Consider the following 24,550-nt stretch of genomic DNA (forward strand, 5'->3'; position numbering starts at 1 on the left):
GAGGAAAACCCTTTGTTATCGCCTTTCTGGGCATAAAATAAAAAATTAATAAAATTTTACTAAAAACACTTGAAGTTTTACTTGCGATCAGATATAATACAAGTATAAAAACGTTTACAAAACTAAAGGAGTTTCTCATGACGACAACAATCACATCTCAAGATTTACAAGCAAAATTCCAGGCTGTCTTTGGGGAAAAGGCTGACCACACTTTCTTTTCACCAGGACGGATTAATCTGATCGGTGAACACACTGACTATAATGGTGGGCATGTCTTCCCAGCAGCCATTACACTTGGTACCTACGGAGCTGCAAGAAAGCGTGAGGATAAGGTCTTGCGTTTCTTCTCAGGAAACTTTGAAGACAAGGGGATCATTGAAGTCCCACTGGATAATCTCCACTTTGAAAAAGAGCACAACTGGACCAACTATCCAAAAGGTGTGCTCCACTTCTTGCAAGAAGCGGGTCATGTCATTGATAGCGGAATGGACGTCTTTGTCTACGGCAATATTCCAAATGGATCCGGTCTTTCTTCTTCAGCTTCTCTTGAGCTTTTGATTGGCGTCATCGCTGAGAAACTATATGATCTTCACTTAGATCGTCTAGATCTGGTCAAGATCGGGAAACAAACCGAAAATCACTTCATCGGAGTTAACTCTGGGATCATGGACCAATTTGCCATCGGTATGGGAGCTGATCAACGGGCTATTTACCTCGATACCAACACCCTAGAGTATGATTTGGTACCGCTGGACCTCAAAGACAATGTCGTAGTCATCATGAATACCAACAAACGCCGGGAATTAGCGGATTCAAAATACAATGAACGTCGTTCAGAATGCGAAACTGCCGTTTCTGATCTCCAAGAAAAATTGGATATCCAAACCTTAGGAGAATTGGATCTCTGGTCTTTTGATGCCTACAGCTACTTGATCAAGGATGAAAATCGCATCAAACGGGCTCGTCATGCTGTACTTGAAAACCAACGGACTCTCCAAGCTCGTAAGGCACTTGAAGCAGGTGATTTGGAAGGTTTTGGTCGTCTCATGAATGCTTCCCACGTATCCTTGGAGCATGACTACGAAGTGACAGGTCTAGAATTGGATACCTTGGTGCATACAGCCTGGGAACAAGAAGGTGTCTTGGGCGCTCGTATGACAGGAGCAGGCTTTGGTGGTTGCGCCATCGCCCTTGTAAACAAAGATAAAGTTGATGCCTTTAAAGAAGCTGTCGGCAAACGCTATGAAGAAGTCGTTGGCTATGCGCCAAGCTTCTATATTGCAGAAGTTGCGGCAGGGACACGGGTACTCGATTAAAAAGGAGATAGGATGACAGAACAGGTATTAGATGCATTTGTCACGGCCGTCATTGCGGCGAGTGACTACGAAGAGATGGATCGGATTTATCTAAAAAATCGCGTCATGAGTCGAGTTGGAGAAGAAGGGCTAGATGCCCCAGCCAAAAAAGAAGACTTGATTGCACTCAAAGATCAGTTGGTGGAGATTGCGGTTGCAAATAGCAAGATCCAAGACAGCATGGCCGCAAAAGACAGCCTGGGTGCGGAGTTGATGGATTGGATCACCCCTAGCCCTAGTCAAGTCAACCATCGTTTCTGGGAGACTTACCGTCAGTCTAAGGAAGACGCGATTGCGGATTTCTATGCCCTATCTAAGCGCAATGATTACATCAAAGTCAAAGCCATTGCGCAAAATATTGCCTTTGAGGCAGAAACTCCCTACGGTTCTCTTGAAATCACCATCAATCTGTCAAAACCTGAAAAAGATCCTAAAGACATTGCAGCGGCCAAACTTGTCAAAGCCAGTCATTATCCAGCCTGCCAATTGTGCTTTGAAAATGAAGGCTATCAAGGTCGCCTAGACCATCCAGCCCGGGCCAATCATCGGATTATCCGTTTTGACATGGACGGTCATGACTGGGGCTTTCAGTATTCCCCTTATGCCTACTTCAATGAACACTGCATTTTCCTCGATAGCCAGCATGTTCCTATGGCCATTAGCCGCAAGACCTTTGAGCGACTCTTGACCATTGTCGAGACTTTCCCAGGCTATTTTGCAGGGTCCAATGCAGACCTGCCCATTGTAGGGGGATCCATCCTGACTCATGACCATTACCAAGGCGGACGCCATACCTTCCCTATGGAGCTAGCTCCTGTTGAGGAAAGCTTTAGCGTTGAGGGATTTGAGGCTGTATCGGTAGGAATTGTCAATTGGCCCATGTCGGTTCTCCGCTTGCAATCGGACAACAAGGCGCAATTGATTGACCTGGCAGACCATATCCTCACAGCCTGGCGAGGCTACTCGGATCCAGCCGTTCAAGTCTTAGCAGCATCCGACGGTCAGCCCCACCATACCATTACCCCCATTGCACGGATTCGTGATGGGCATTATGAATTGGACTTGGTGCTCCGTGACAACCAAACCTCACCAGAGCATCCAGATGGCATTTATCACCCACATGCGGATGTGCAACACATCAAAAAAGAAAATATCGGCCTGATCGAAGTCATGGGCTTGGCCATTTTGCCACCTCGCCTCAAGGAAGAGCTCAAGCAGGTTCAAGACTATTTGATTGGACGTGAGAATACTGTGGCGACCTACCACCAGCCTTGGGCAGATGATTTGAAAGCCACTCACCCAGCCATCACAGACGAAGCAGAGGCAGAAGCCCTTGTCCGTGAATCAGTTGGCCAGATCTTTGCGCGTGTGCTCGAAGATGCTGGTGTCTACAAGAGAACAGCAGAAGGACAAGCTGCCTTTAGACGCTTTGTTGCGACACTTTAAGTGTGGAGAAGTGGCAGAAATTTGGTACAATAAGAGAGAAGACAAGAAGCGAAAGGAAAACAAATGGCAATACTCGTACTCGGAGGAGCTGGCTATATCGGTTCCCACATGGTCGACCGTTTGGTCAATGAAGGACAGGAAAAAGTCGTCGTGGTCGATAGCCTGGTCACAGGCCACCGTGCAGCGGTGCATCCAGATGCCGTCTTTTACCAAGGAGACCTGGCGGATCAAGACTTTATGCGCACTGTTTTTAAGGAACATGCAGATATCGATGCGGTCATCCACTTTGCTGCCTACTCACTGGTCGCTGAATCCATGGCCGATCCATTGAAATATTTTGATAACAATACAGCAGGCATGGTCAAGCTCTTGGAAGTCATGCATGAATGTGGAGTGCACTACATCGTCTTTTCTTCAACTGCTGCCACCTACGGCATTCCAGAAGAAATTCCGATTCTTGAAACCACTCCACAAAAACCAATCAATCCTTATGGCGAAAGCAAGCTCATGATGGAAACCATTATGCGCTGGGCCGATCAAGCCTACGGGATCAAGTACGTGCCCCTTCGTTACTTTAATGTTGCGGGTGCTAAGCCAGATGGATCGATCGGAGAAGACCATGGACCAGAGACCCATCTCTTGCCGATCGTTTTACAAGTGGCTCAAGGCAAACGTGAAAAAATCTCTATTTTTGGAGATGACTACAAGACACCAGATGGGACCAATGTTCGGGACTATGTCCATCCATTTGACTTGGCAGATGCCCATCTGCTTGCGGTGGAGTATCTCAGAAAAGGGAATGAATCGACTGCCTTTAATCTGGGCTCATCGACCGGATTCTCCAATCTTCAGATTGTCGAAGCAGCCCGCAAGGTGACAGGACATCCGATCCCACTTGAGATTGCTGATCGCAGACCAGGAGATCCAGATACCCTGATCGCATCCTCTGAGAAGGCGCGTGCAATTCTCGGCTGGCAACCAAAATTTGATAATATCGAAACCATCATCCAAACAGCCTGGGCATGGCATTCCAGCCACCCAGATGGCTACAATGATCGATAAGGAGGGGACTGCAAACATCATTTTTGAGGCTTTTCTAATAACATCTAAAACGACAGTCGATCTTGCTAAATGACTCATTTCAGACGTCAGTCATTTCCTTAACCATCATAAAATAGTGAGGGATTCAAAATGAATAAAACTGTAAAAACATTAGCCATCTTATTGTCAGTGGGTTTTCTCTTAGTTGGTTGTGCGCCAAAAGAGAAATCAAAATCTACGGATCAATCGTCCACTAAAGCGACCAGTAAAGCGACAAGCAAATCATCCGCTAAAGAAAAGACAAAAGAGTCATCGACCAATGAAAGCAAAAAAGAGGATGCACTAGCAGGTGCTCAAAAAACGGTTCTTGAAACGAGTGATGAAGCAGGTAAGACCACTGTAACCTTGTATTACAAGGGAGATACCTTGTTAGTACAAGAAAAAGTTGATGATTACGACGTCTCAAAAGTTCCTGGTGAGAATCCTCTTGAAACCATGAAAGAAGCCGTTGCTAAGAGCCAAGAAAAATTCAAAGATCTGATGGGCCATGGATTTGAACTGACATCAGAATACAAAGACGGAATCTTTTATATTCGAAATACCATTGATTACACAAAAATCGATTTTAATAAATTAAAAGAAATCGTCCCAGGCTTTAATCCGCTAGATGACAAAACAGTTAGTTATTCAGTAACGAAAGACAGTCTTATCAAGGGCGGAATGGTAGAAAAATAAACAAAATAGAGAGCAGCTCAGTTTGCTGCTCTTTTTGTTTTCGTATGAATTCGTGGGCATATTTTGGTAGAATAGAAATTAAGGAAAAGTAAGATTAAAGAAATTTAACTTTACTGTTGTATGCAAAAATAGCAGTAATTAATGAGGTTTTTTAATGATAAACATTAGTAAGAAAGAAACTTTTTTAGAATCGATCGATCATTTGTTGTCTATCATTGACAAATATAATATTAAAACTATTGCTCAACAGGTAAATCAGTTACAGATTTTAAAAGAATATGCAAATACTAATAAGGGAATGAGTTTAAGAGATAAATTGACAATATATCAAGCACTTTTCCCACCGCATGGGGGATTAACTGACATTTACTATTGGAATAATGATGTTGAAATAAGAAAAGTAACGAATGAGACTATTATCGAATTAAAAGAGGTTATTGCTAATTATTTATTAGAACAGTAACCTTGGCTGATATTAACGAATTATGTGAAGCCATTAAAATTAGAACTCGATTGATGAATTAGAAAAAGGTAGATTTTTACTTAGTTTGTAATAGGAATAATAAAATGCTAATAAAATTAAAAAACAAAATTGAATCCGAAGTTGCAAAAATTGGAAATTTAAAATTAGATGAATTTGGAATTTATTTTTCAAAACAACCTCCCTACTATCCGGAGGGAATTTCTGTAATAGAGGATGGAAATGGAAGATATAATCTAGTCTTTACTGAACGAGGGGAAATAACATCTGAGATTTCCAAATTAGATGATAACGAGGTAGCTTATCAAATTTTAAAGGTAATCATTAAAAATATTTCATCACATAACATTGATGAAAAAGATGTAGATTTAATTGATAAATTGATCAAAAATAATGAATTTGAAAAAGTTGGTCAATTAGTTGAGAAAGCCCAAGTGAATAGAAATAGATATGAAATGGATTTATTTGAAAAGATCAGTCCATTATATACTTCATGGTACAAAAGAGAGTATGAATAATTCATAACATTCGTTGCTATTTTAGTTCAAAATTTAATAATTCCAAGCTAAAATAAAGATTTTATTTTTTATGGTGTTTGGAGACCTGGTGGAAGAACATATCTGGGAGATATGCAAGAAGGCGTAATGAAAGATATTAATACAAAGTGAGGAGAATGTTCATGGAATATAATAAACTAGGCTGGGAAGAAGTTAGTAAGTTTGAGGAAATAAAAGGTTATGGACAACATATTTGGCGACATCATGAGAAATATTTTTTTGTTACAGATGAAGGGGGAATAGCTGAACAGAGGGTAGTCTATGAATTCCCATTAGAACTATTTCAATCACCCTACCAAGTTTTTCTGAGTTACTTGAAAAGTCTAACTTAATTTGACAATTTAGGCAATAAAGAAATCCTAGACAAGCTTTTGAGCTATTCAGAAGACTTGAAATACCACTATAATCTCTATCAGCTCTTGCTTTTTCACCTTCAGAATAAGGAACCAGAGAAATTTTTTGGACTCATTGAAGACAATATAAAGAAGGTTCATTCTCTTTTTCAGACTGTCTTTAAAACATTTCTAAAGAACAAAGGGAAAATCATCAATGCCCTTCAGTTATCCTATTCCAACGCAAAATTGGAAGCGACTAATAATCTCATCAAACTTATCAAACGCAATGCCTTTGGTTTTCGGAACTTTGAAAACTTCAAGAAGCGAATTTTCATCGCTCTGAATATCAAAAAAGAAAGGACGAAATTTGTCCTTTCTCGAGCTTAGCTTTTCTTCAACCCACTAAAGTTGACAAAGAGCCGTAGATTTTAGGTATTTACCTTGTCTACTTAAGAGGTATCATATCATCGAGATAAAGGTGATTTGTTTGTTCCTAAGAATTAGGTTTTAGGTTTGACTTGTGGCAACTTCTGGAAAAAGCTTGTCTAGAATTTTTGGAGTGATAGCTTGTCCAGGACCTTCAGCACAATAGGTGTGAATATACATAGCGGGATTGAAGTTGAGCTCGATACAAGTGAAATGAGGTTTTTCCTTGCTAGCAGGCTGAGTTTTATCTGGAATGATGAGGTCAACCCCGCAAGCCCAGGCCCCCATGCTAGTTGCCATAGCTGCTGCCAATTCTTGGTAAGAGGAATCTATTGTCTCAGTGACATCAATAGAGTCACCACCCGTAGAAATGTTGGAGTTACGGCGGAGATTGACCTTTTTCCCTTCTGGGAGAATATCATCAGGTGCATAACCTTGCTGAGTCAACATCAATTGTTCGATGTCTCCTAGCTTAATGATTTCCAGAGGTGAGCGGTGGTCACGGCCTCGCAATGGATTGGCATTTTTCTGAGCGACTAATTCACGAATGGTGTGTTTGCCATCACCGACAACATTAGCAGCGACACGAAGGAGGACAGACTCACAACGCCCGTCCAGAATGAAGAAACGGTATTCGGTTCCTGGGATAAATTCTTCAACAAGAACAGCTGTATCTTCTGCAAAGGCAATCTCGAGAGCTTTCTTATAGTTATCAAGGCTGGCAGGCTCTTGGAAAATGGAAATGCCCAGACCGAAGTTGGTTGATTTTGGTTTAACCACAATTTGCTTGCCCTTGATAAGAGGATAGTAGGCTAGACCTTGTTCTATACTGGTAAATTCGTCGCCGGCAGGGACAGGGAAGCCAGCATCAGCCAGGATTTTTTTGGTCACGGTTTTATTAGCCATGGCAAGAGGAACTACATAGTTGTCTTTTGAGGTCATGTTACCATTTTTGACGTACTCAACATGATCTTTATGCCAGAGTTTAAGGAATTGATCCTGCTCATCTAGGATTTCAAAATGAAGCCCTTTTTGAATGGCATCAAAGAGCAGCATCTGGGTAGAAAGTTCCATCTCCTCATAACCCTTAAGGGCATAGTGGGCAGTCCAGTCGTAATCATGATAGGCAAGCGCCTTGTCAAGGGCAAAGTCAGAAAGGGACTTGTCTTTGATATGAGGAAGAAGTTGAGCAGCTAGTGTCTGACTGGAATCTGCAAAGGCATCTTTAACTTGTTTGACCAGCCCTTGATGATAGTCACCAAGCCCAAAATGTTGCACCAGTTGGTCTAGAGCTCTCGTAATGTTCTGAGTTTCAGCTTCAGAAGGTAGAGGTTCTAAAGGATGAGAGAGGGCAATTTTTTCATTCAGCGCGTGACCTTGAGCCAGAGCCTGATCAACATTTTCAGGGGCATCCAGCCAGAGGAAGGCTAGAAGGAGTAGGTGTACGGTATCCATGGTAGTTTGGCTAATACCGATACGCTCAAAGGGGTTGAGGTCGAAGTTACGGAATTCTAGGTAGGTGATTCCCTTGTCAAGGAAGGAGCGATTAACCTTTTGTCCACGGAAACGAACAGCCGAGTAAAATTCCTTTTCCGCAATCAAATCACCTTGTTCGATATAGTTTTCGATGGCAGAGACATAGTCTTCTAGGCTTGCAAAAGATACTTGTATTTCTTCCTTATTGACATAGCCGTGGTCACTGTTACGGAAGGAACGCACAGGTTCTGGAACTTCTTGGTCGAAGAATCCTTGCTCAGCAATAGGTGCAGCCCCAAAAAGATAGGTAATCACCCAACGGTAGCGCAAGTAGTTTTGAGCCAGCTTAAGATAGAGGGCGTTTTTGAAAGCAATTATATCAATCTGGTCACTTTCTTGGAATAGGGCTTCAACCAAATCTTTCCCTAGTTCCATATTATAGTGGATACCTGAGATAGCTTGTAGTTTAGTTCCGTATTTTTCGGCCAGGTAGTTACGATAATGGCGTTCAAATTCATTTTCCAGTTGGGCAACTTGGATTTCTTGGGCGTTGATACGAGGAGGCATGGACAAGGGCCAGAGAAGTTCATCTTTACTGATGGAACGTCCAGCTACATCGGTAATGGCTCCAAGAAATCGACGAGCCTCAGTGGTAGATTTAGCAACTGGTGTGATGAGTTCCATCTGAAACTCACAAAAATCTGTTTGAATATAAGGGTGGAAACTTCGAGCTCCTAGGCAGGAAGGGTGAGGCGTATGTGCTAATTTTCCCTGTCTATCGACACGAAGACTTTCGCGTTCAATTCCAAAGTTAGCTTGAAGGATAGGGCTAGTAGGCTCCAGCTTTTGAAGCAGTTGATTTATAGTCATAGAGTCACCTTTTCATCTAATGTTAGTGATAGTCTATTATAAATAGGAGAAGAAAACAACTTTCCGCTACGGTTAAGGGGAATTTCCGAATGTTTCAGATAAGAATTCTTAAAACCAGTTGTTTTTTAGCTATATTATATGGAAAAATTGTAAAATACCCACTGATTTTTATGTAAAATGTTATTTCTCTTGGAATTTAAATCAAATTAGCCTATACTAATGACGTATATATGAGAACGAAAGAATCCCTAGGGTCGGCACTGCACCCATAAAATGAGACACAAGAAAACACTCCTGTTGAAATCTGGTAAACTAGAAACAGGAGTGTTTTGTTATGGTCAAAAAAGCATATTCGGTAGAAACTAAGTTAGCCTGTATCGAAATGAAGAAGGCAGGCAAATCAAATAAAGTTATCATGGATACCCTCAGTATCAAAAATGCTAGTCAGGCCAAGAACTGGTTGCGATGGTATCAGAATGATGAATTGTACCGTTTCCACCAACCCGTGGGGAAACAATATACTTATGGTAATGGGATGAAACAGTTATCTGAAGTGGAACAGTTACGTTTGCAGGTAGAATTACTAAAAAAGTATCAGAGCTTGATAAGAGAATCGACAAAGTAAGTCTTATCAAGCTAGTAGAAGAGTATAAGAAAACGTGCCCTGTATCGATTATTTTAGAATGTTTCGGCGTCAAACGCTCCACCTTTATCGCTGGAAACAGGAGTGTAAGAATTCTCAGAAAAGAGGCGAAATAGCAGATAATGGCTGTATCGAATGGTTTCACTCTGTTCTCAAGTCTGAAACCTTCTATCTCCATAAGTGGAGAAACATAACTGAAGATAGTCTAACAGATATTGTCAAAAATTACATCATATTTTATCCTGATAATTATGTATCACCATTGAAATAGCCTGCGTGGAACTTGTTTAGACACCGTTAGTTGTGGACAAGTTTCTTTTTTTATTTTAGGTGCACTAGATGAATCTCTCCCAAAATGTGTTGAAAATATAAATAGAACTCTGGCTTTCTCTTAATGCAAGTACGGGAAGAGTTGAAAAACTCCACTCTGTAACCTCTCCTCTAGCTATTCCAACTATTTCATGCTAGAATAAAGAAAAACATATTTGGAGGCATTATGAATCAGACAGTGACTTATTTACAGGAATTGACAGCCATTCCTTCACCGACCGGTTTTACACGTGAGATCGCAGACTATTTGGTCAAAACCATTGAAGGCTTTGGGTACGAAGTAACTCGGACTGCTAAGGGTGGCGTGAATGTGACCATTCCTGGTGTGATCACAGACAAGCAACGCTACGTCACAGCCCATGTGGATACCTTGGGGGCTATTGTCCGCGCTGTGAAAGCAGATGGCCGCCTCAAGCTGGACCGTATCGGTGGTTTCCCTTGGAATATGATTGAAGGGGAAAATTGTACGGTCCATGTGGCTAATACCGGAAAGACCCATTCGGGTACGATTTTGGTCCATCAGACTTCTTGCCACGTCTACAAGGAGGCGGGGACTGTCGAGCGGACCCAGGACAATATGGAAGTCCGTCTGGATGAAAAAGTGACCAATGAGAAAGAAACCCGTGCCCTTGGTATTGAAGTGGGTGATTTTGTCAGCTTTGATCCCCGGACCATTGTGACAGATACTGGCTTTATTAAATCTCGTCACTTAGATGACAAGGTGAGTGCGGCGATTCTCTTGAATCTTCTGCGCGTGTACAAGGAAGAGCAGATCCAATTGCCAGTAACGACCACCTTTGCCTTTTCAGTCTTTGAAGAAGTGGGGCATGGGGCTAATTCCAGTATTCCGGCTGAAGTGGTCGAATACTTGGCAGTGGACATGGGGGCTATGGGAGATGACCAAGCGACGGATGAATACACGGTATCCATCTGTGTCAAAGACGCTTCTGGACCGTATCACTACGAATTCCGTCAGCATTTAGTAGCCTTGGCAAAAGCTCAAGAAATCCCTTATAAGTTGGATATCTATCCTTTCTATGGATCAGATGCCTCTGCAGCCATGAGCGCAGGAGCAGAAGTCAAACATGCCCTCCTCGGAGCAGGTATCGAATCTAGCCACTCATATGAGCGGACTCACTTGGATTCTGTAGTCGCAACAGAGCGCATGGTCGATGCCTACCTCAAGAGCGACTTAGTAGATTAAAAATTGGAACTACTCTCCGGAGTAGTTTTTTATAAACTAAAATTTTCTGAAAATTCCTTTTCTTCTGAAAATCTTTGTGGTATAATCTTAAAATAAACTTAAAATTTCTTAAGGAGTTTTACATGAAAAAAAGAAATGTCATTGCACTTGCGGGAGTTGCCCTCCTTTCAGCAGGTATCCTAGCAGCTTGTTCGGGTGGTTCTAAATCATCTAGCTCAAGCAACGGTCAAAAATTCTCATATGTTTATGAGACTGAGCCAGAAAACCTAAACTATATCACATCTGGTAAAGCAGCAACCCACGATATCACTGGAAACTTGATTGATGGTTTGTTTGAAAATGATAAATACGGGAACTTGATTCCATCTCTTGCAAAAGATTGGACAGTTTCGCAAGATGGCTTGACTTATACTTATAAACTTCGTGACGAAGCTAAATGGTATGATTCAGAAGGCGAAGAGTATGCGGATGTAACAGCTAAAGATTTCGTCACAGGGATTAAATATGCGGCTGATAACAAATCAGAAATGCTCTACATCATCCAAGATTCTATCAAAGGCTTGAATGACTACGTCAGTGGTAAAAATAAAGATTTCTCAGCTGTAGGAGTAAAAGCAGTTGATGATCATACCCTTCAAATCACTTTGAACCAACCAGAATCTTACTGGAACTCTAAATTGACTCTTGGGATCACTTTCCCTGTCAACGAAAAATTCGTGAAATCAAAAGGGGATAAATTCGCTCAAGCAAGTGATACTAGCTCCCTTCTTTACAATGGTCCTTACATCTTGAAGAGCTTTACTTCAAAATCTTCTATCGAAATGACCAAGAATGAAAACTACTGGGATAAAGACAAGGTCTACATCTCAGATGTGAAATTGGAATTCTACGATGGACAAGACCAAAGTAAATTGGCTAAATCATTCGGTGAAAATGCTCTTAGCTTGGCCAAACTCTTCCCAACTGGATCTGGTTACTCAGAGCAAGCCAAAGAATTCAAAGACGAAATCACCTACACTCCTCAAGATGCTGCTTCTTATGTTATTGGTACCAACATCGACCGTCAATCTTACAAACACACAGCTAAGAAGACCGATGAAGAAAAACAATCTACTAAGAAAGCTCTCTTGAACAAGGACTTCCGTCAAGCGATCAGCTTTGCCTTCAACCGTGAAGCGTATGCTGCTCAATTGAACGGAAAAGACGGAGCAAGCAAGATCATCCGTAACCTCTACATTCCACCAACATTTGTCCAAGCTAATGGCAAGACCTTTGGTGAAATGGTGAAAACTCAATTGGATACCTACGGAGATGAGTGGAAATCTACTAAACTAGACGATGGTCAAAATGGTCTCTTCGATGCTAAGAAAGCGAAGGAAGAGTTTGCAAAAGCGAAGACTGCCTTGGAAGCAGAAGGTGTGAAATTCCCAATTCACATCGATATGCCTGTAGACCAAACCACACCATCAAGAGTTCAACGGGTACAATCCTTCAAACAATCAGTTGAAGAAGCACTTGGTAAAGAAAATATCGTCATCGATATCCAAATGCTTTCGAAGGAAGACCTTCAAAATGTGACCCTCTTTGCACCAAATGCGGCTGGCGAAGATTGGGATCTCTCTGATAATGTTGGATGGAGCCCTGACTACCAAGACCCATCAACTTACATGGATATCTTGAAAGCTTCATCTGGTGAAAATACTAAGACTTTCCTTGGATTTGACCCAAGTGAAAACAATGAAGCAGCTAAAAAAGTTGGTCTGTACGACTTTGAAAAGATGATTAAAGATGCTGGTGCAGAAACACAAGACGTCAACAAACGCTATGAAAAATATGCGGCAGCGCAAGCTTGGTTGACAGATAGTGCCCTTGTTATGCCAACTTCTTCATCAACTGGACGTCCATTCTTGACACGTATCGAACCATTCTCAGCTCCATTTGCATGGACTGGTGGTAAAGGAAAAGACCACGTGATCTACAAAGGGATGAAACTCCAAGATAAAGCTGTGACAACTGCTGACTACAACAAAGCCCTTGAAAAATGGCAAAAAGAACAAGCAGAGTCAAACAAAAAAGCACAAGAAGATCTTAAGAAACACGTCAAATAAGGATCGATAACCGAGGCTGATGCCTCGGTTTTTTTTGGATCAGATGAACATCTGTTTGATATAAAAACGCTTACATAGTATAATAGGAGTGTTGATTACAAAAAGTGAGGAGATTGACATGAAAAAGAAAACAATGGTTTCCATTGTCGCATCGAGCTTATTGATCGCGCCGATGGTCTTGCATCAAGTAGCAGCAGCAGATGAGCAGACAGAAGAGCTAGCCCCATCGACAGAAGTGGTCCATGCTCCAGCTACTGAAGCAAGACCAAAAACAAGTGACGCAAGTGCTGTCACTAGTGAAGAAGGAGCGAGCTTGAGTGAGGCATCGCTGGATCGGACAGTAGTTGCCAATCAAGTAGCCCCTGCTACAGAAGAACACTCAAGACAAAGTGAGCCAACTGTTCCAGTAGCAAGTCCAGCAGTAACAAACAGGGAAGCTGCACCTCAATCCACTCCTACTTCAGAAGCACCGGCAACAAGTCAGGATTTGGCAAAAGTCACAGGTTCGACCCTTGTAGCGGATCAGGCCTCTAAAGAGTTGACAGTTCAAGATGCTGTTAATGGCTTGCTGCAATGGGCAGCAACGGATCCTAACCAATTGGGCCAAAGCCAAGCAGATCGGGAACGCTTTGCCAAAAGTTTAGGTTTGATTGAAACATCAGAAGATCTGACTCGTAAGGTCAATCAGCCAGAATTGGCCAAGATGTACGAAACAGCTAAGAAACTCTATGATGCTTATCGAGCTGAAAAGAAAGCTCCTCTCTTTTTAAATGGTCGTGCTCAGCCGATTTTCCCTTATACGACGGGAGAAAAAGAAGACCAAGACTACAAATATGAGGACAGCCAAATTGTCCGCTTCCCAGTCTATGTCGAAACGGACTATGACACCGATGCAGATGGCAAGCCTGACTTAGTCAAAGCCATTGTTCAATTACCAAAAGCAGTCGCTCAAGGGGATTTTAAGGCAGCCACTATTCTCGAAGCGCGCCCTTACGTAGCGGGGACGCTAGACGAAAACTACGTGACCCTCGAAAGTTTGGGGCTTCCAACAGACGGTAGCTATGATATGAAGAAACTGCACAGCCAACCTGCAAAGAGAAAGCCAGTAAGCAGTGAAACAACAGTAGAAGCAGCGAAAAAGGCCAAGGCATCGGATTGGTATTACTACAGTCCCTACGAGTATATTTATGACTACGAAGATCTGAACTGGTACGACTATTTCTTGGTCAGAGGCTATGCCTTTATCTCTAGCGCCGGACTTGGTACCAAGGGATCAGAAGGATTTAACACAACGGGATCTGATCTCGAAATCAATGCCTTCAAGAATATCATCGAATGGGTCAATGGCAAGCGCAAGGCCTACACCGATAAGACTAGCAATATCGAAATCAAGGCAGACTGGGCAAGTGGCAATGTCGCAATGACCGGTCTATCCTGGGCTGGCACCACAACCTTTGGTGTGGCGGCGACTGGCGTAGAAGGCCTAAAGACCATCGTTCCAGCAGCAGGGATTGCTTCTTGGTATGATTATTTCAATAGCCAAGGGACCCAATTTGGCAATGCACCTTATAGTGACCTTTCATGGCTCTCCCTCTACGTTAGCACGCGGATGCTGGATCAAGACGATTGGGCAGGGATTTGGCAAAACTATTCCAACTACGTCAACCAATTGAACAAGGACCAGTACGCTCATGATCGCAACTACAGTGATGTCTGGAAGGAGCGGGATTATACCCTTCATCCAGAAAATCTCAAGACCAGCGCCCTGATCGTCCATGGCTTGAACGATGACAATGTCAAGACCAAACATTTTGAACTCATGTACGATGCGCTCAAGAAAGCGGGCCAAGATGTCAAGCTCTATCTCCACCAAGGAGACCACGTCTATCCAGCTGCTATGTCCCGTGGGTACGGCATCACTGCCAATGGTCAAGATTTTTATGATTTGCTCAATACCTGGTTGACCCACTACCTATATGGCGTGGACAATCACGTCGAAAGCTTGCCAGCGGTTCTAGCTCAAAACAATTATGATCCAAGTAAGTGGACCAGCTATGATAACTGGAAGAGCAGTCAACGTCTCTTCTTGAATGCTCAGTCGAAACGCTTGGAAGAAACCATTTCAAGTGACTATGCGGCTGCGGGTGTTGAGATAGCTAATCGTAATGAAACAGTCAGCAAAGCCTCTTCTAAGGCTAATCTGACCTTTGTTTCTGATGTCACTGAGGACACTACGATCAAGGGCCACATTCCCGTTCATTTCAAGGCAGCTCTTGCCAAAGGTCAAGGAAAGAATTTCCAACTCAATGCCCTCTTGGTAGACGTGGCAGATGAGGACTTTGACGTGGTAGGAAATGGTAGCGTCAAGCAAGATAAAACAGCAGACGCTTTCTGGATGGGAAGCAATTTAAGCAACTTATCTGTAGCTGAATACGAAACCATCAAGACCAAGTACAAGGTGATCGCTAAAGGATGGATCAACCTTGCCAATCCTGAGTCTGGCTACGATTCAGCAAGCTCTCGCGAAAGTATCGAGCCTAAAGTTGGGGAATACCATGATTACACCGTTTATCTCCAACCAAATCTCTATACGGTTAAGAAAGGTCACAAGTTAGCCCTAGTCTTTAACACCTATGACCCATCTGACCTAACGGTGGAGCATCCATATGAAGTGACCTTCAAGACAGATTCTATCCAGGCTGCGATTCCAATTGTCGAAAAGACCCGCGCCCAAAAGGCAAGCTATCTACCAAGTGCAAGCGATACAGACTATGCAAACCTGCCAGAAGTTGAAGGAGCTTCTCTAGTTGCTCCAGAAGTTCACTACAAGGAAGAATATACGCTTCCAACCTCGGAACATTTTGTCCAACCAAGCCAAGATTTTCCTGAGAAGGTCGTTGAGACGAAGACTGCATCAGCTGCCCAAGAGCACCCTCACCTTGCTCTAGCTGTATCCTATGGCCCTCAATTTGTTTCACCAGGATTGGCAGAAGATCCTCAAGCTCCAACTCCTGCAGTAGAAGGAGGGCATACGGACCATACGCTTCCACAAACAGGTAGCAAAGAACATGCTCTGGGTCTCTTAGGTCTGTTTACCCTGACAGCTTCTAGCCTCGTCTTTTGGCGCAAGAAGAAAGAAGATGCCTAAGGAGTCCCCGTAGCAAATATTTCTAAAATGGCATTATTTAGTGTAAAATAAAAGTAGAAATGCAAAATCAGTAGATGCCTACTGAAAAAGGAGGAAATATGGCACACGTAATCACAGATGCAACTTTTGAACAAGAGACTAGCCAAGGTCTTGTCTTGATTGACTTTTGGGCAACTTGGTGTGGTCCATGCCGCATGCAAGCTCCAATCTTGGATCAGTTGGCAGAAGAAGTACATGAAGATGATTTGAAAATCTGTAAGATCGATGTAGATGAAAATCCAAATACAGCACGTCAATTCGGTATCATGTCGATCCCAACTCTTCTCTTTAAAAAAGATGGACAAGTTGTCAAACAAGTGGCAGGTGTTCATACGAAAGCGCAATTGAAAGAAATCATTGCAGAATTGAGCTAAAAAGAAAGGGAGTGGGAAAGAACTCGGCAAATAAAAAAAGTTGAAAAGGTTCCCCAAACCTTTTCAATCTTCCCACCCCCCCGCATAGCTTCAACAGTCTGGGAGACTGTTGAAGGTTGTGGATAAAGGAAACTTTGTTTCCCTCATTTGGTTATCTTCGGAGCTTAATAAGCGAACGAAGATACCAATCAACCACTGCGTCATACAGTTATTTCTATCAAACATCGAAGGCTGGATAATTTTTTCCAGCTTTTTTTGATGCTCTTTATTTCTTTCAAATAGACGCGATACCCGTTGACAGCGCTTTCTTATCATGCTAAAATGAAGCTGTGTTTCCTATAAAATTTTTACAGAAAATTCTCCTAGGAACATGTGGATCCTAGGAGAAAATCACATTTATTGGTTATTGGCCCTCTGTATCTTGGGCTACCCAGACGCTGACAGAGCGTTCTGCCACTGGGAATTCAGCAGTACCGTCTTCTTGAACTTGGACAGTTTCGCTACAATTTTCTAAGACATCATAGTAGGTGAGTCCTGCGTATGATGAACCGATCTCCATGACTTTTGTAGCAGCTTGGTTATTCGAAATCAAGCAGGCGATTGGTGCTGATTCTTCTGTACCTGAGCGTGTCCAACCGATGCAATTAGGATCATCGAAGTAGTCCGTTTGCTCCCCGTAAGCCAGATCTTTACGAACCCATAAGAGACGATCGAGAACCTCTTGGAAACTTTCTTGCGCAAATTTGCCTTGGATACCGTAGTAGTCTCCATAGAAGACACAAGGCAAACCAGCTTCACGAAGTAAGATCAAGGCATAGGCTGCAGGCTTAAACCATTCTTCAATGGTAGATTCCAAGGCTTGCCCTCTCTGGGTATCATGGTTGTCCACAAAGGTTACAGCCTGTTCAGGATGATGTTGAACTAGTGTTCCATCAAAAATGTTTCTCAGGTCGAAATTTTCACCCTCTTGGCTAGCTCTGAAGAAATTTTGGTGGAGGGCCACATCGATCAAGTCGTATAAGTAGTCAATGCTTTCCAAGTATTCATCGTTGATCTCTTTATCCCCATTCCAAAACTCGCCAAAAACGTAGAAATCTTCATCGTACTTTTGGGTGATATTGTGGATGAAATTCTTCATAAAGAAGGAGTCGATATGCTTGACGGCATCCAGACGGAAACCTTCTACACCAGTCGTTTCGATAAACCATTCAGCCCACTGATCGAGATTTTCTACAACCTCAGGGTGTTTGAAATCGATATCGGCGTACATGAGGTAATCGTAGTTTCCATTCTCCTTGTCCACAAGATCCCCATGAGCCCAACCTTTGTTGTCTCCTTGGATTTGGTAGATCCCATTCTTATTACGAGAAGCATCGTAGTCAGTACCGGTGAAGTGGTACCAATGCCAGTGGAAGTCATTATAGGCTCCATTTCGGCCATCAAAGGTGAATTTAGTCCATCCTTGAATGGTGAAGGGCTCAGTGAGGATCTTGTTTCGATCCATCGGATCGACCTCAACGACCTCGAATTCCTCTAGACCATCTGCTGCAGCTTTGTGGTTAAGAACGACATCGGCCATTGGTTGAATACCCGCAGCTTTGAGGGCTTGAATGGCTTGCAGATAATCTTCTTTGAAGCCATATTTGGTGCGAACCGTCCCTTTTTGGTCAAACTCGCCCAAATCAAAGAGGTCATAGACGCCGTAGCCAACATCATTGTTGGAAGTAGCTTTAAAGGCAGGTGGCATCCAGACTTTACGAATACCCAAGTCTGCTAAGTGTTGCGCATCTTCAGCAAGACGCGTCCAGTGGTTCCCATCAGCGGGTAAATACCACTCAAAATATTGCATTAAGGTTTGATTTTCCATCGTTATTTCTTCTTTCATGTGAATGTCCTTATTTTACCAAAAATAGTTGGATGCGACAAACGTTTGCGCTGGAAGCAAGCCCTTTCTAGAAAAGAAATCGCATACAGGAAAGAAGTGAAGTCGGGAGATAATGGCATAGAGTCATGGTTGCCTGTTGGCCACAGAGACATAGAAGTCTGATAGTAGGGATATCCATTATTTCATTTATTTATAGTAGCAAAGAAGGGTGGTTTTAAAAGTGAAACGAACCAATAGAGAGAGTATCGAAACTATTTTTACCCAAGCCTTGGCAATCCCAAGCTTTACCAACACGGAGACCGAGCAAGGAATCGAGGCCTACCTGGATCAACGGATTGCCCAGATTCCCTATTTCAAGGAACATCAGGACCAGTTTGGGCGCTATCAGGTGCCACAGGATCACTTGCATCGGTCGGTCAATTGGGCCTTGGTCGATAAAGGTAAGAAAAAAACTCTTATCCTGTTTCACCACCATGATACAGTCGATCTTGAAGACTATGGACATTTGTCGGAAATCGCGCTCGATTCTGATAAAGTAGCAGCAGCCTTGAAAACACTGGATATGCGACCAGATATGCAGGCTGATTTAGCTTCTGGTCAATGGAAATTTGGCAGAGGTTCTTGCGATATGAAAGCAGCTCTAGCCCTGCAACTAGGGGTTCTGGAAGCCTATGCGGCGGATCCCTCAGGAGGTCAGGTCAATCTGCTCTATCTCTCTGTTGGAGACGAGGAATCCTATTCACGTGGGATGCGGGGAGCTTTGGGGCTTCTGACAGATTTGCAGGAAAAGTTTGATCTGGATTATGTATTAGCAGTAGATTCGGAGCCCTTTGAATCGGATCTAGAAAAAGAAAAAGTCCTTCACATTGGCACAGTGGGTAAACTCATGCCAGTCGTTGTGGCGCAAGGCGTCTTGTCCCATATGAAGGAACCCCTTAAAGGGATCAATGCCTTGTCACTCTTAGTGGCCATCGCAAGCCAGCTAGATCTTCATCCCGATCTGGCAGATCAGGCATTGGGAGAAACGTCTCCCCTTCCTTCTTGGTCCTATCTCAGAGATTTGAAGGAGCAGTACGATGTATCGACCGTGCTCTATGCGGCTGGTTATTTCAGTGTGCTGCATTTGAAGAAAACACCCCAAGAGCTCTTACAAAGGATTTATGAGCTTAGTCAGGAGGCCTTGGATGCCTTTTACAAGAAGTATGAGCACTTGCAGGATCAGGCTGGGCAAGACCATATGATTGCAAGGCCAAAAGTCATCACCTATCAAGAACTAGAGGAACGATGCCAAGCTTTAGACGGCTACCAAGCCTTTAGGGAAGCTTCTAATAAAAAAGCGGAACACGATTTTCGTAATGGGGCCAGCTACCAGAGCCTTGCAATCCAGCAAATCCAGCGACTCCTAGAGTTTCTCCGAGATAAGGATCCCATGGTGGTCATCGGTTTTGCGCCCCCATATTATCCTTCTATGAATTGTCGCTTTTTGGACAATACAGAACTCAAAATCGAGTCCTTGATCGAGGATTACCGCCAGTATCTGGACCAAAGAGGCTATAGCTTGAAGGTCGAAGAATATTTTATGGGGATTAACGACACCAGCTACTGTGCCTTGGAAAAGGATGTGGCCTCTTATCAAGTCGTCCTAGATAGCCTCGCCACACCAGCTCAAATTTATGATCTGGATCTGGATAAAATTGCTCAAATTCAGGTTCCAGCGATCAATCTCGGGCCCTGGGGCAAAGAATTGCATAAGCGAGGAGAGCGGGTCTATCAAGAAGATTTCTTGGGGACCATTCCAAACTATTTACTAGAATTGCTCTACCATTTCAATGATCGCTTATCAACAGAATAAGAAAAACGATCCCAATGAGGATCGTAAAGGGAGTTAGCATGATTACATTTCACGGAGTTACCAAAGATTACGATGGGCACATTGCCCTAAACCACTTGGATCTGACCATCGAAGATGGACAAATTGTCGGCTTGATTGGCCACAACGGAGCCGGTAAGTCCACAACCATCAAGAGTTTGGTCAGTGTGATTACCCCAACCACTGGGACCATCGAGGTAGATGGTCAGGACCTCTATAGCCATCGACTGGCAATCAAAAAGAAGATCGGTTATGTGGCAGATTCGCCAGATCTTTTCTTGCGTCTCACAGCCAATGAATTCTGGGAGTTGGTTGCGACTTCTTATGATATGAGTCAAAAAGACTGTGACCATCGCTTAGAGGAGCTTCTAAGGATCTTTGATTTTCAGAGCCACCGCTATGAAGTGATTGAATCCTTTTCACATGGGATGCGCCAGAAGGTCTTCGTCATTGCAGCCCTCTTGTCAGATCCAGATATCTGGGTCTTGGACGAACCGATGACTGGTTTGGACCCGCAGGCTTCTTACGATTTAAAACAAATGATGCGCCAGCATGCGGATCGTGGCAAGACGGTTATTTTCTCTACCCACGTCTTAGAAGTGGCCGAACAACTCTGTGATAAAATCGCTATTCTGAAAAAAGGCAATCTCATTTTCTATGGGACGATCGAGGAATTGAAGGGACAACATCCCGAACAAAGCCTGGAAAGTATCTATCTCAGTCTAGCGGGGCGGAAGGAAGAAGGTGGCGATCATGCGTCTTAAGATCATCCAACAGCTGGTCAATGTCAATATCATCTATGCCAGTCAGCCCGCTCAGATCGCAAAATTACGTGCCAAACAGGCAAAAAAACCGGACGTCAAACTTAATGTTGCCCGTAAATCGGTGCTCAACTACCTCTTTTTAGGATTGGTCTATTTCGTCATATTTGGCTTGCTCTTTAGCATTTATGATTTTGTAAACCAACCAGCCTTCTTTGTCAATATGGTCGCCCTCTTTTCCTTGATGACCATTTCCCAAGGCTTTATGAGCTTTTACAATGTCTTTTATGAAAGCAAGGACCTGCAGTTTTACCGGCCCTATGCCTTCTCAGATGCGGAAGTCATTGCTGGAAAGAGTATCTCGGTCATCCTGACCCTTCTCATGGCTATCCTTCCCTTGGTCAGCTATTTTCTGATCCTGCCTGTCCAAGCAGGCGGCTTCAATCCGTTAGGGATCCTGCTAGGCCTCTTTTGTGCCTTAATTCTCTTAGGCGTTCTCTTTTTAGCGACGATCATCCTATCCCATCTGATCACTAAGACCCTCTTTTTCAAAAAACACACGACCCTGGTCTCCAACATCATGGTCGGAATTGGTTCTCTTCTGAGTCTAGGAGCTTATCTCTATCTAAATCTAGTCCAAACTCACCGGGTAGAGATGTCGGGTGGAGCGGATATTCCCATTCTTTTTCCGCCTTTTGTTGCCTTTCATCAGTTTATCCTCCATCCTTTTGATGGGGGAGCGATCCTTGGCGTCTTGGGCTGGATCGCGGTGCTTTTAGTTCTGATCGGCCTGGTTCGTAAACTTGTGATCCCGCAGTTTTATGATGCAGCCCTTGCGGTTTCGACCAACCAAACCGTCAAAGAGCGCGTGAGAGCGATCCATGTTGGTCAGAAAGACTCTTTTAGACGATTTGTCATTCAGTATCATCGCAGACTCTTGCTTGATGGAACCCTTATGGTGCAAGTTCTCTTGATGATGAGTATTCTGCCTTACATTTTCTTACTTAGTGGAGCAGCAGGAGCATCGAAAAATATCGGCGGCCTCAGTCCTTACTTGACACCCCAGTATCTGGTGCCACTGGCCCTTGTTGCCTTCTTGATCGGTGTTTTCAATAGTTTTGGAGGCTTGACCAGTATCGGTATTTCGCTGGAGCGTGAAAACTTTGAGTACTTGAGATCGCTCCCTATTGATTTCAAACGCTATCTCTTTATGAAGTTTTGGTTGCTCTATTTGGTGCAATCCATTCTTCCTGTCATTCTTCTGGTTGGTGTTTGTCTCTATTTTGGCGTGCATCCCATGGCCATCCTTGCCATGTTGTTGATCTGGGTCGTAACCACCATTCCGATCTGCATTCGAGACTATGTCAAAGATTTTCAAAATTTTAGTACCAATTGGACCAATATCACAGAGTTGATGACCCGTCATCGTGGGAATGCAGTTCTTCAGTCTATCCTCTTGATTGTCTTTATCTTTGTGATGTTTCTCTTGATCATTGTTAGCTTCATTTGGACCTATCATTCCGTCAGCACCCTGCTGGCTGTGATCCTTTATAGTGTCATCCTACTAATCGGAGCTGGGATCAGCTCTACCATCTACCGCAAAAAAATTCGCAGTCTCTACCAAGAGATCGGAGAATAAAAAGAGAGAGTGGGACAGAAATCGGTCATTCGTTAGAATTCGATTTCGTCGTCCCACCTCCGCACAGTTGAGTAGGGCTGTAAAAGCTGATGAAATCAGCGTAATAGAGCTCACTCAACCACTGCGTCTTGCTCGACAATCCAAAAACAATTGAAAGGCTAGGACTTTTGTCCTAGCCTCTTTTTAGTGGTAACTTAAATCTCATAGCCCATGAGGAGCCCGCCTTCTTCAGCGTAGAAACTACAAAGTCCAGAAGTAGGAAGGACTTCAATGTTTGCACGGGCAAATTTTTCTCGAATCAATTCAGAGAATTGCTCGATAAATTTTTCATTGTTGCGGTGGGCGATGGTAATATGCCCGCCATTATAGCCTGCCTTGATTAATTCATCAAAAGCAGCCTTGATCGCTTTCTTTTGGCCCCGTGCTTTTTGAAGCAACTCGAGGGTACCTGTCTTACTAGCTTCCCCAACCATACGGATATTGAGGAGCCCGACAACCGTTCCGATCAATTTGCTGAGACGCCCATTTTTGACCAGATTATCAACCTTGGCCAAAACAAAGAGCAACTTAGTTTTAGACTGATAAGTAGTGATCACATCAACCACTTGATCAAAATCGAGACCTTCAGCGACCAACTGGTTGAGCTTGCGAACGATTAGGTCCACCTCGCCCCCAGCTGACAAGCTATTAATGACGTGGATATTGGTATTCGGATGCTCTTCTAGATAAATCTTCTTGGCCACCTCAGCACTATTGTAGCTACCTGAAAGGGTTCCAGTGATGGTCACAACGACGATATTTTCAGCTCCTTCAAAGGACTTCATATAATCATCGGGACTCGGACAGGCAGACTTAGAAGCAGTCGTAGTCGCATACATCTCTTCCATCATCTGATCGATATTGAGTTGGACATCATCTGTGTAGATAGTTTCTCCCACTTGGATGGTCAGTGGGACACTGACAAACTCCGTATCTGGTGCCAGGTTGTCCAAAGAGCGGTAGTCACAGCCTGAATCCGCAATAATTTTCCATTTCATCAGTTCATACCTCATAATTGTATAAAAATGTACATTGACAAGTAGTTTGTCTTCTTTTACAATTATATCATGAAGTACCATGCTATCCAAGCAGATAACATCAGGTGAGACAGATAGAAAGTAAATGTTATGGCAGAAAGAAAAATATCCGAGAAATCCTTGGAAAATCTCAAACGATTTAACCAAGAAAACAATGCGATTACACGAGAATCCATCGAAATCTCTCTCCTGCAACTATTGGAGAAAAAAGATCTGAAAAAGATCACCATCTCTGAGCTGGTTCAGCGTGCTGGGGTCTCTCGCGCGGCCTTTTACCGCAATTATGGATCAAAAGAAGAGATTCTTGAGTCTATCTTTCAATCTAGTATCGCAAAAATTACCAAGTCTTTAGATGGCTACAACCTCAAGACAGATCTCTACCAAGTCTGGGTCTATCTTTTTAAGGAAGTTAAGAAAGAAGCTAAGATTATCAGCCTGGCCATTGATTACAATTTTGAACGGCTCTTGACCAAGGCAGTCTATGACTTTTTAGAAAAACGAAATGGCAGCTCATCAAATGGCGCTGGCAGCTACCTCAATTCCTTCTGGAGCTCAGCCATTGTCTCTGTCATCTCCAAATGGATCAAGGATGGCATGAAGATCCCCGCAGAGAAGATTGCAACCCTAGGTCTGCCCCTCTTCCCACAAAAGAAGAAGTAAACACCACCGAGAGGTGGTTTTTTTCTTGCAACTATTTCCAACTAGTGAGGAAGTTGCCCCAGTCGCAAAATTTCGGTATCATGGTAGGAGT

The 24,550-nt window shown here is 43.2% G+C and carries 18 protein-coding genes and 2 pseudogenes; 17 read left to right on the forward strand and 3 right to left on the reverse strand.

Translation table 11 applies throughout. The features are described from left to right. Nucleotides 1-137: 137 nt before the first annotated feature. The 8 genes and pseudogenes from O3626_RS06085 to O3626_RS06120 form a co-directional block, all read left to right on the forward strand. A complete protein-coding gene (locus O3626_RS06085) occupies nucleotides 138-1,316 on the forward strand; it encodes a galactokinase (protein WP_371495870.1) in 1,179 nt (392 codons plus the stop codon). 12 nt (nucleotides 1,317-1,328) lie between these two features. Then, complete coding sequence (galT, locus tag O3626_RS06090) at nucleotides 1,329-2,801, forward strand: UDP-glucose--hexose-1-phosphate uridylyltransferase (RefSeq protein ID WP_371495872.1); 1,473 nt, start codon at nucleotides 1,329-1,331, stop codon at nucleotides 2,799-2,801. A 63-nt stretch (nucleotides 2,802-2,864) separates the two neighbouring features. Next, nucleotides 2,865-3,863 (forward strand): UDP-glucose 4-epimerase GalE, encoded by a 999-nt coding sequence (gene galE, locus O3626_RS06095; RefSeq protein ID WP_371495874.1) that lies wholly within the window; start codon nucleotides 2,865-2,867, stop codon nucleotides 3,861-3,863. Between the two features lie 129 nt (nucleotides 3,864-3,992). Further along, the gene (locus tag O3626_RS06100) at nucleotides 3,993-4,577 is read left to right on the forward strand and encodes a DUF1307 domain-containing protein (protein WP_371495876.1); all 585 of its coding nucleotides are present in this window, start codon (nucleotides 3,993-3,995) and stop codon (nucleotides 4,575-4,577) included. A gap of 154 nt (nucleotides 4,578-4,731) precedes the next feature. Next, nucleotides 4,732-5,040, forward strand: a complete 309-nt coding sequence (locus O3626_RS06105) for an ABC transporter (RefSeq protein WP_371495878.1) — start codon at nucleotides 4,732-4,734, stop codon at nucleotides 5,038-5,040. Between the two features lie 104 nt (nucleotides 5,041-5,144). After that, nucleotides 5,145-5,576 (forward strand): hypothetical protein, encoded by a 432-nt coding sequence (locus O3626_RS06110; protein ID WP_061604355.1) that lies wholly within the window; start codon nucleotides 5,145-5,147, stop codon nucleotides 5,574-5,576. Nucleotides 5,577-5,737: 161 nt separating this feature from the next. Next, nucleotides 5,738-5,947, forward strand: coding sequence for a hypothetical protein (locus O3626_RS06115; RefSeq protein WP_371495928.1), 210 nt, complete (start codon nucleotides 5,738-5,740; stop codon nucleotides 5,945-5,947). A 6-nt stretch (nucleotides 5,948-5,953) separates the two neighbouring features. Further along, nucleotides 5,954-6,337: pseudogene (locus O3626_RS06120) on the forward strand (transposase); the annotation flags it as partial. Between the two features lie 120 nt (nucleotides 6,338-6,457). On the opposite strand, the gene gshAB reads toward O3626_RS06120, so the two are convergent. After that, nucleotides 6,458-8,722, reverse strand: a complete 2,265-nt coding sequence (gshAB, locus tag O3626_RS06125) for a bifunctional glutamate--cysteine ligase GshA/glutathione synthetase GshB (protein ID WP_371495880.1) — start codon at nucleotides 8,720-8,722, stop codon at nucleotides 6,458-6,460. A gap of 334 nt (nucleotides 8,723-9,056) precedes the next feature. Here gshAB and O3626_RS06130 point away from each other — a divergent pair. The 5 genes and pseudogenes from O3626_RS06130 to trxA all read left to right on the forward strand — a co-directional run. Then, nucleotides 9,057-9,311, forward strand: a pseudogene (locus O3626_RS06130) (IS3 family transposase); the annotation flags it as partial. A gap of 550 nt (nucleotides 9,312-9,861) precedes the next feature. Continuing rightward, nucleotides 9,862-10,899, forward strand: a complete 1,038-nt coding sequence (locus O3626_RS06135; protein WP_061590735.1) for a M42 family metallopeptidase — start codon at nucleotides 9,862-9,864, stop codon at nucleotides 10,897-10,899. A 122-nt stretch (nucleotides 10,900-11,021) separates the two neighbouring features. Next, complete coding sequence (locus O3626_RS06140; RefSeq protein WP_371495882.1) at nucleotides 11,022-13,007, forward strand: peptide ABC transporter substrate-binding protein; 1,986 nt, start codon at nucleotides 11,022-11,024, stop codon at nucleotides 13,005-13,007. Nucleotides 13,008-13,125: 118 nt separating this feature from the next. Next, nucleotides 13,126-16,155 carry a CocE/NonD family hydrolase gene (locus O3626_RS06145; RefSeq protein ID WP_371495884.1) on the forward strand — a complete coding sequence of 1,010 codons (3,030 nt, stop codon included), beginning with the start codon at nucleotides 13,126-13,128 and terminating at the stop codon, nucleotides 16,153-16,155. Nucleotides 16,156-16,253: 98 nt separating this feature from the next. Next, nucleotides 16,254-16,568, forward strand: a complete 315-nt coding sequence (gene trxA / locus O3626_RS06150) for a thioredoxin (protein WP_045759586.1) — start codon at nucleotides 16,254-16,256, stop codon at nucleotides 16,566-16,568. Nucleotides 16,569-16,971: 403 nt separating this feature from the next. On the opposite strand, the gene O3626_RS06155 is transcribed toward trxA, so the two are convergent. After that, entirely contained in the window at nucleotides 16,972-18,453 is a 1,482-nt protein-coding gene (locus O3626_RS06155; protein ID WP_371495886.1) for an alpha-amylase, read from the reverse strand. Between the two features lie 220 nt (nucleotides 18,454-18,673). Between O3626_RS06155 and O3626_RS06160 the strand changes: the two genes are divergently transcribed. Genes O3626_RS06160 through O3626_RS06170 form a run of 3 tightly spaced genes read left to right on the forward strand, consistent with a single transcriptional unit; the run spans nucleotide 18,674 to nucleotide 22,723 of the window. Next, the gene (locus tag O3626_RS06160; RefSeq protein WP_371495888.1) at nucleotides 18,674-20,305 is read left to right on the forward strand and encodes a M20/M25/M40 family metallo-hydrolase; all 1,632 of its coding nucleotides are present in this window, start codon (nucleotides 18,674-18,676) and stop codon (nucleotides 20,303-20,305) included. Nucleotides 20,306-20,343: 38 nt separating this feature from the next. Next, on the forward strand, nucleotides 20,344-21,087 hold the full coding sequence (locus O3626_RS06165; protein WP_371495890.1) for an ABC transporter ATP-binding protein: 744 nt from the start codon (nucleotides 20,344-20,346) through the stop codon (nucleotides 21,085-21,087). Then, on the forward strand, nucleotides 21,077-22,723 hold the full coding sequence (locus O3626_RS06170; RefSeq protein ID WP_371495892.1) for a hypothetical protein: 1,647 nt from the start codon (nucleotides 21,077-21,079) through the stop codon (nucleotides 22,721-22,723). Before O3626_RS06165 ends, O3626_RS06170 begins: the two co-directional genes overlap by 11 nt. Nucleotides 22,724-22,917: 194 nt before the next feature. Here the strand turns inward: O3626_RS06170 and O3626_RS06175 are convergent, their stop codons facing one another. Continuing rightward, nucleotides 22,918-23,760 (reverse strand): DegV family protein, encoded by an 843-nt coding sequence (locus O3626_RS06175; RefSeq protein ID WP_371495894.1) that lies wholly within the window; start codon nucleotides 23,758-23,760, stop codon nucleotides 22,918-22,920. Nucleotides 23,761-23,889: 129 nt separating this feature from the next. Here O3626_RS06175 and O3626_RS06180 point away from each other — a divergent pair, with 129 nt between their 5' ends. Then, nucleotides 23,890-24,459 (forward strand): TetR/AcrR family transcriptional regulator, encoded by a 570-nt coding sequence (locus O3626_RS06180; protein WP_037599347.1) that lies wholly within the window; start codon nucleotides 23,890-23,892, stop codon nucleotides 24,457-24,459. The last annotated feature ends 91 nt before the right edge of the window (nucleotides 24,460-24,550 follow it).

Source organism: Streptococcus sp. 20925_1_77, assembly GCF_041432125.1.
Classification (GTDB): domain Bacteria; phylum Bacillota; class Bacilli; order Lactobacillales; family Streptococcaceae; genus Streptococcus.

Bases quoted from the DNA above. Each gene is read 5' to 3' on its own strand.
- O3626_RS06170 (WP_371495892.1), top strand. From the start codon at position 21,077: ATGCGTCTTAAGATCATCCAACAGCTGGTCAATGTCAATATCATCTAT.
- O3626_RS06145 (WP_371495884.1), top strand. From the start codon at position 13,126: ATGAAAAAGAAAACAATGGTTTCCATTGTCGCATCGAGCTTATTGATC.
- O3626_RS06140 (WP_371495882.1), top strand. From the start codon at position 11,022: ATGAAAAAAAGAAATGTCATTGCACTTGCGGGAGTTGCCCTCCTTTCA.
- O3626_RS06135 (WP_061590735.1), top strand. From the start codon at position 9,862: ATGAATCAGACAGTGACTTATTTACAGGAATTGACAGCCATTCCTTCA.
- O3626_RS06180 (WP_037599347.1), top strand. From the start codon at position 23,890: ATGGCAGAAAGAAAAATATCCGAGAAATCCTTGGAAAATCTCAAACGA.
- O3626_RS06115 (WP_371495928.1), top strand. From the start codon at position 5,738: ATGGAATATAATAAACTAGGCTGGGAAGAAGTTAGTAAGTTTGAGGAA.
- galT (WP_371495872.1), top strand. From the start codon at position 1,329: ATGACAGAACAGGTATTAGATGCATTTGTCACGGCCGTCATTGCGGCG.
- galE (WP_371495874.1), top strand. From the start codon at position 2,865: ATGGCAATACTCGTACTCGGAGGAGCTGGCTATATCGGTTCCCACATG.
- O3626_RS06155 (WP_371495886.1), bottom strand. From the start codon at position 18,453: ATGAAAGAAGAAATAACGATGGAAAATCAAACCTTAATGCAATATTTT.
- O3626_RS06165 (WP_371495890.1), top strand. From the start codon at position 20,344: ATGATTACATTTCACGGAGTTACCAAAGATTACGATGGGCACATTGCC.
- O3626_RS06110 (WP_061604355.1), top strand. From the start codon at position 5,145: ATGCTAATAAAATTAAAAAACAAAATTGAATCCGAAGTTGCAAAAATT.
- O3626_RS06085 (WP_371495870.1), top strand. From the start codon at position 138: ATGACGACAACAATCACATCTCAAGATTTACAAGCAAAATTCCAGGCT.
- O3626_RS06100 (WP_371495876.1), top strand. From the start codon at position 3,993: ATGAATAAAACTGTAAAAACATTAGCCATCTTATTGTCAGTGGGTTTT.
- trxA (WP_045759586.1), top strand. From the start codon at position 16,254: ATGGCACACGTAATCACAGATGCAACTTTTGAACAAGAGACTAGCCAA.
- O3626_RS06175 (WP_371495894.1), bottom strand. From the start codon at position 23,760: ATGAAATGGAAAATTATTGCGGATTCAGGCTGTGACTACCGCTCTTTG.
- O3626_RS06105 (WP_371495878.1), top strand. From the start codon at position 4,732: ATGATAAACATTAGTAAGAAAGAAACTTTTTTAGAATCGATCGATCAT.
- gshAB (WP_371495880.1), bottom strand. From the start codon at position 8,722: ATGACTATAAATCAACTGCTTCAAAAGCTGGAGCCTACTAGCCCTATC.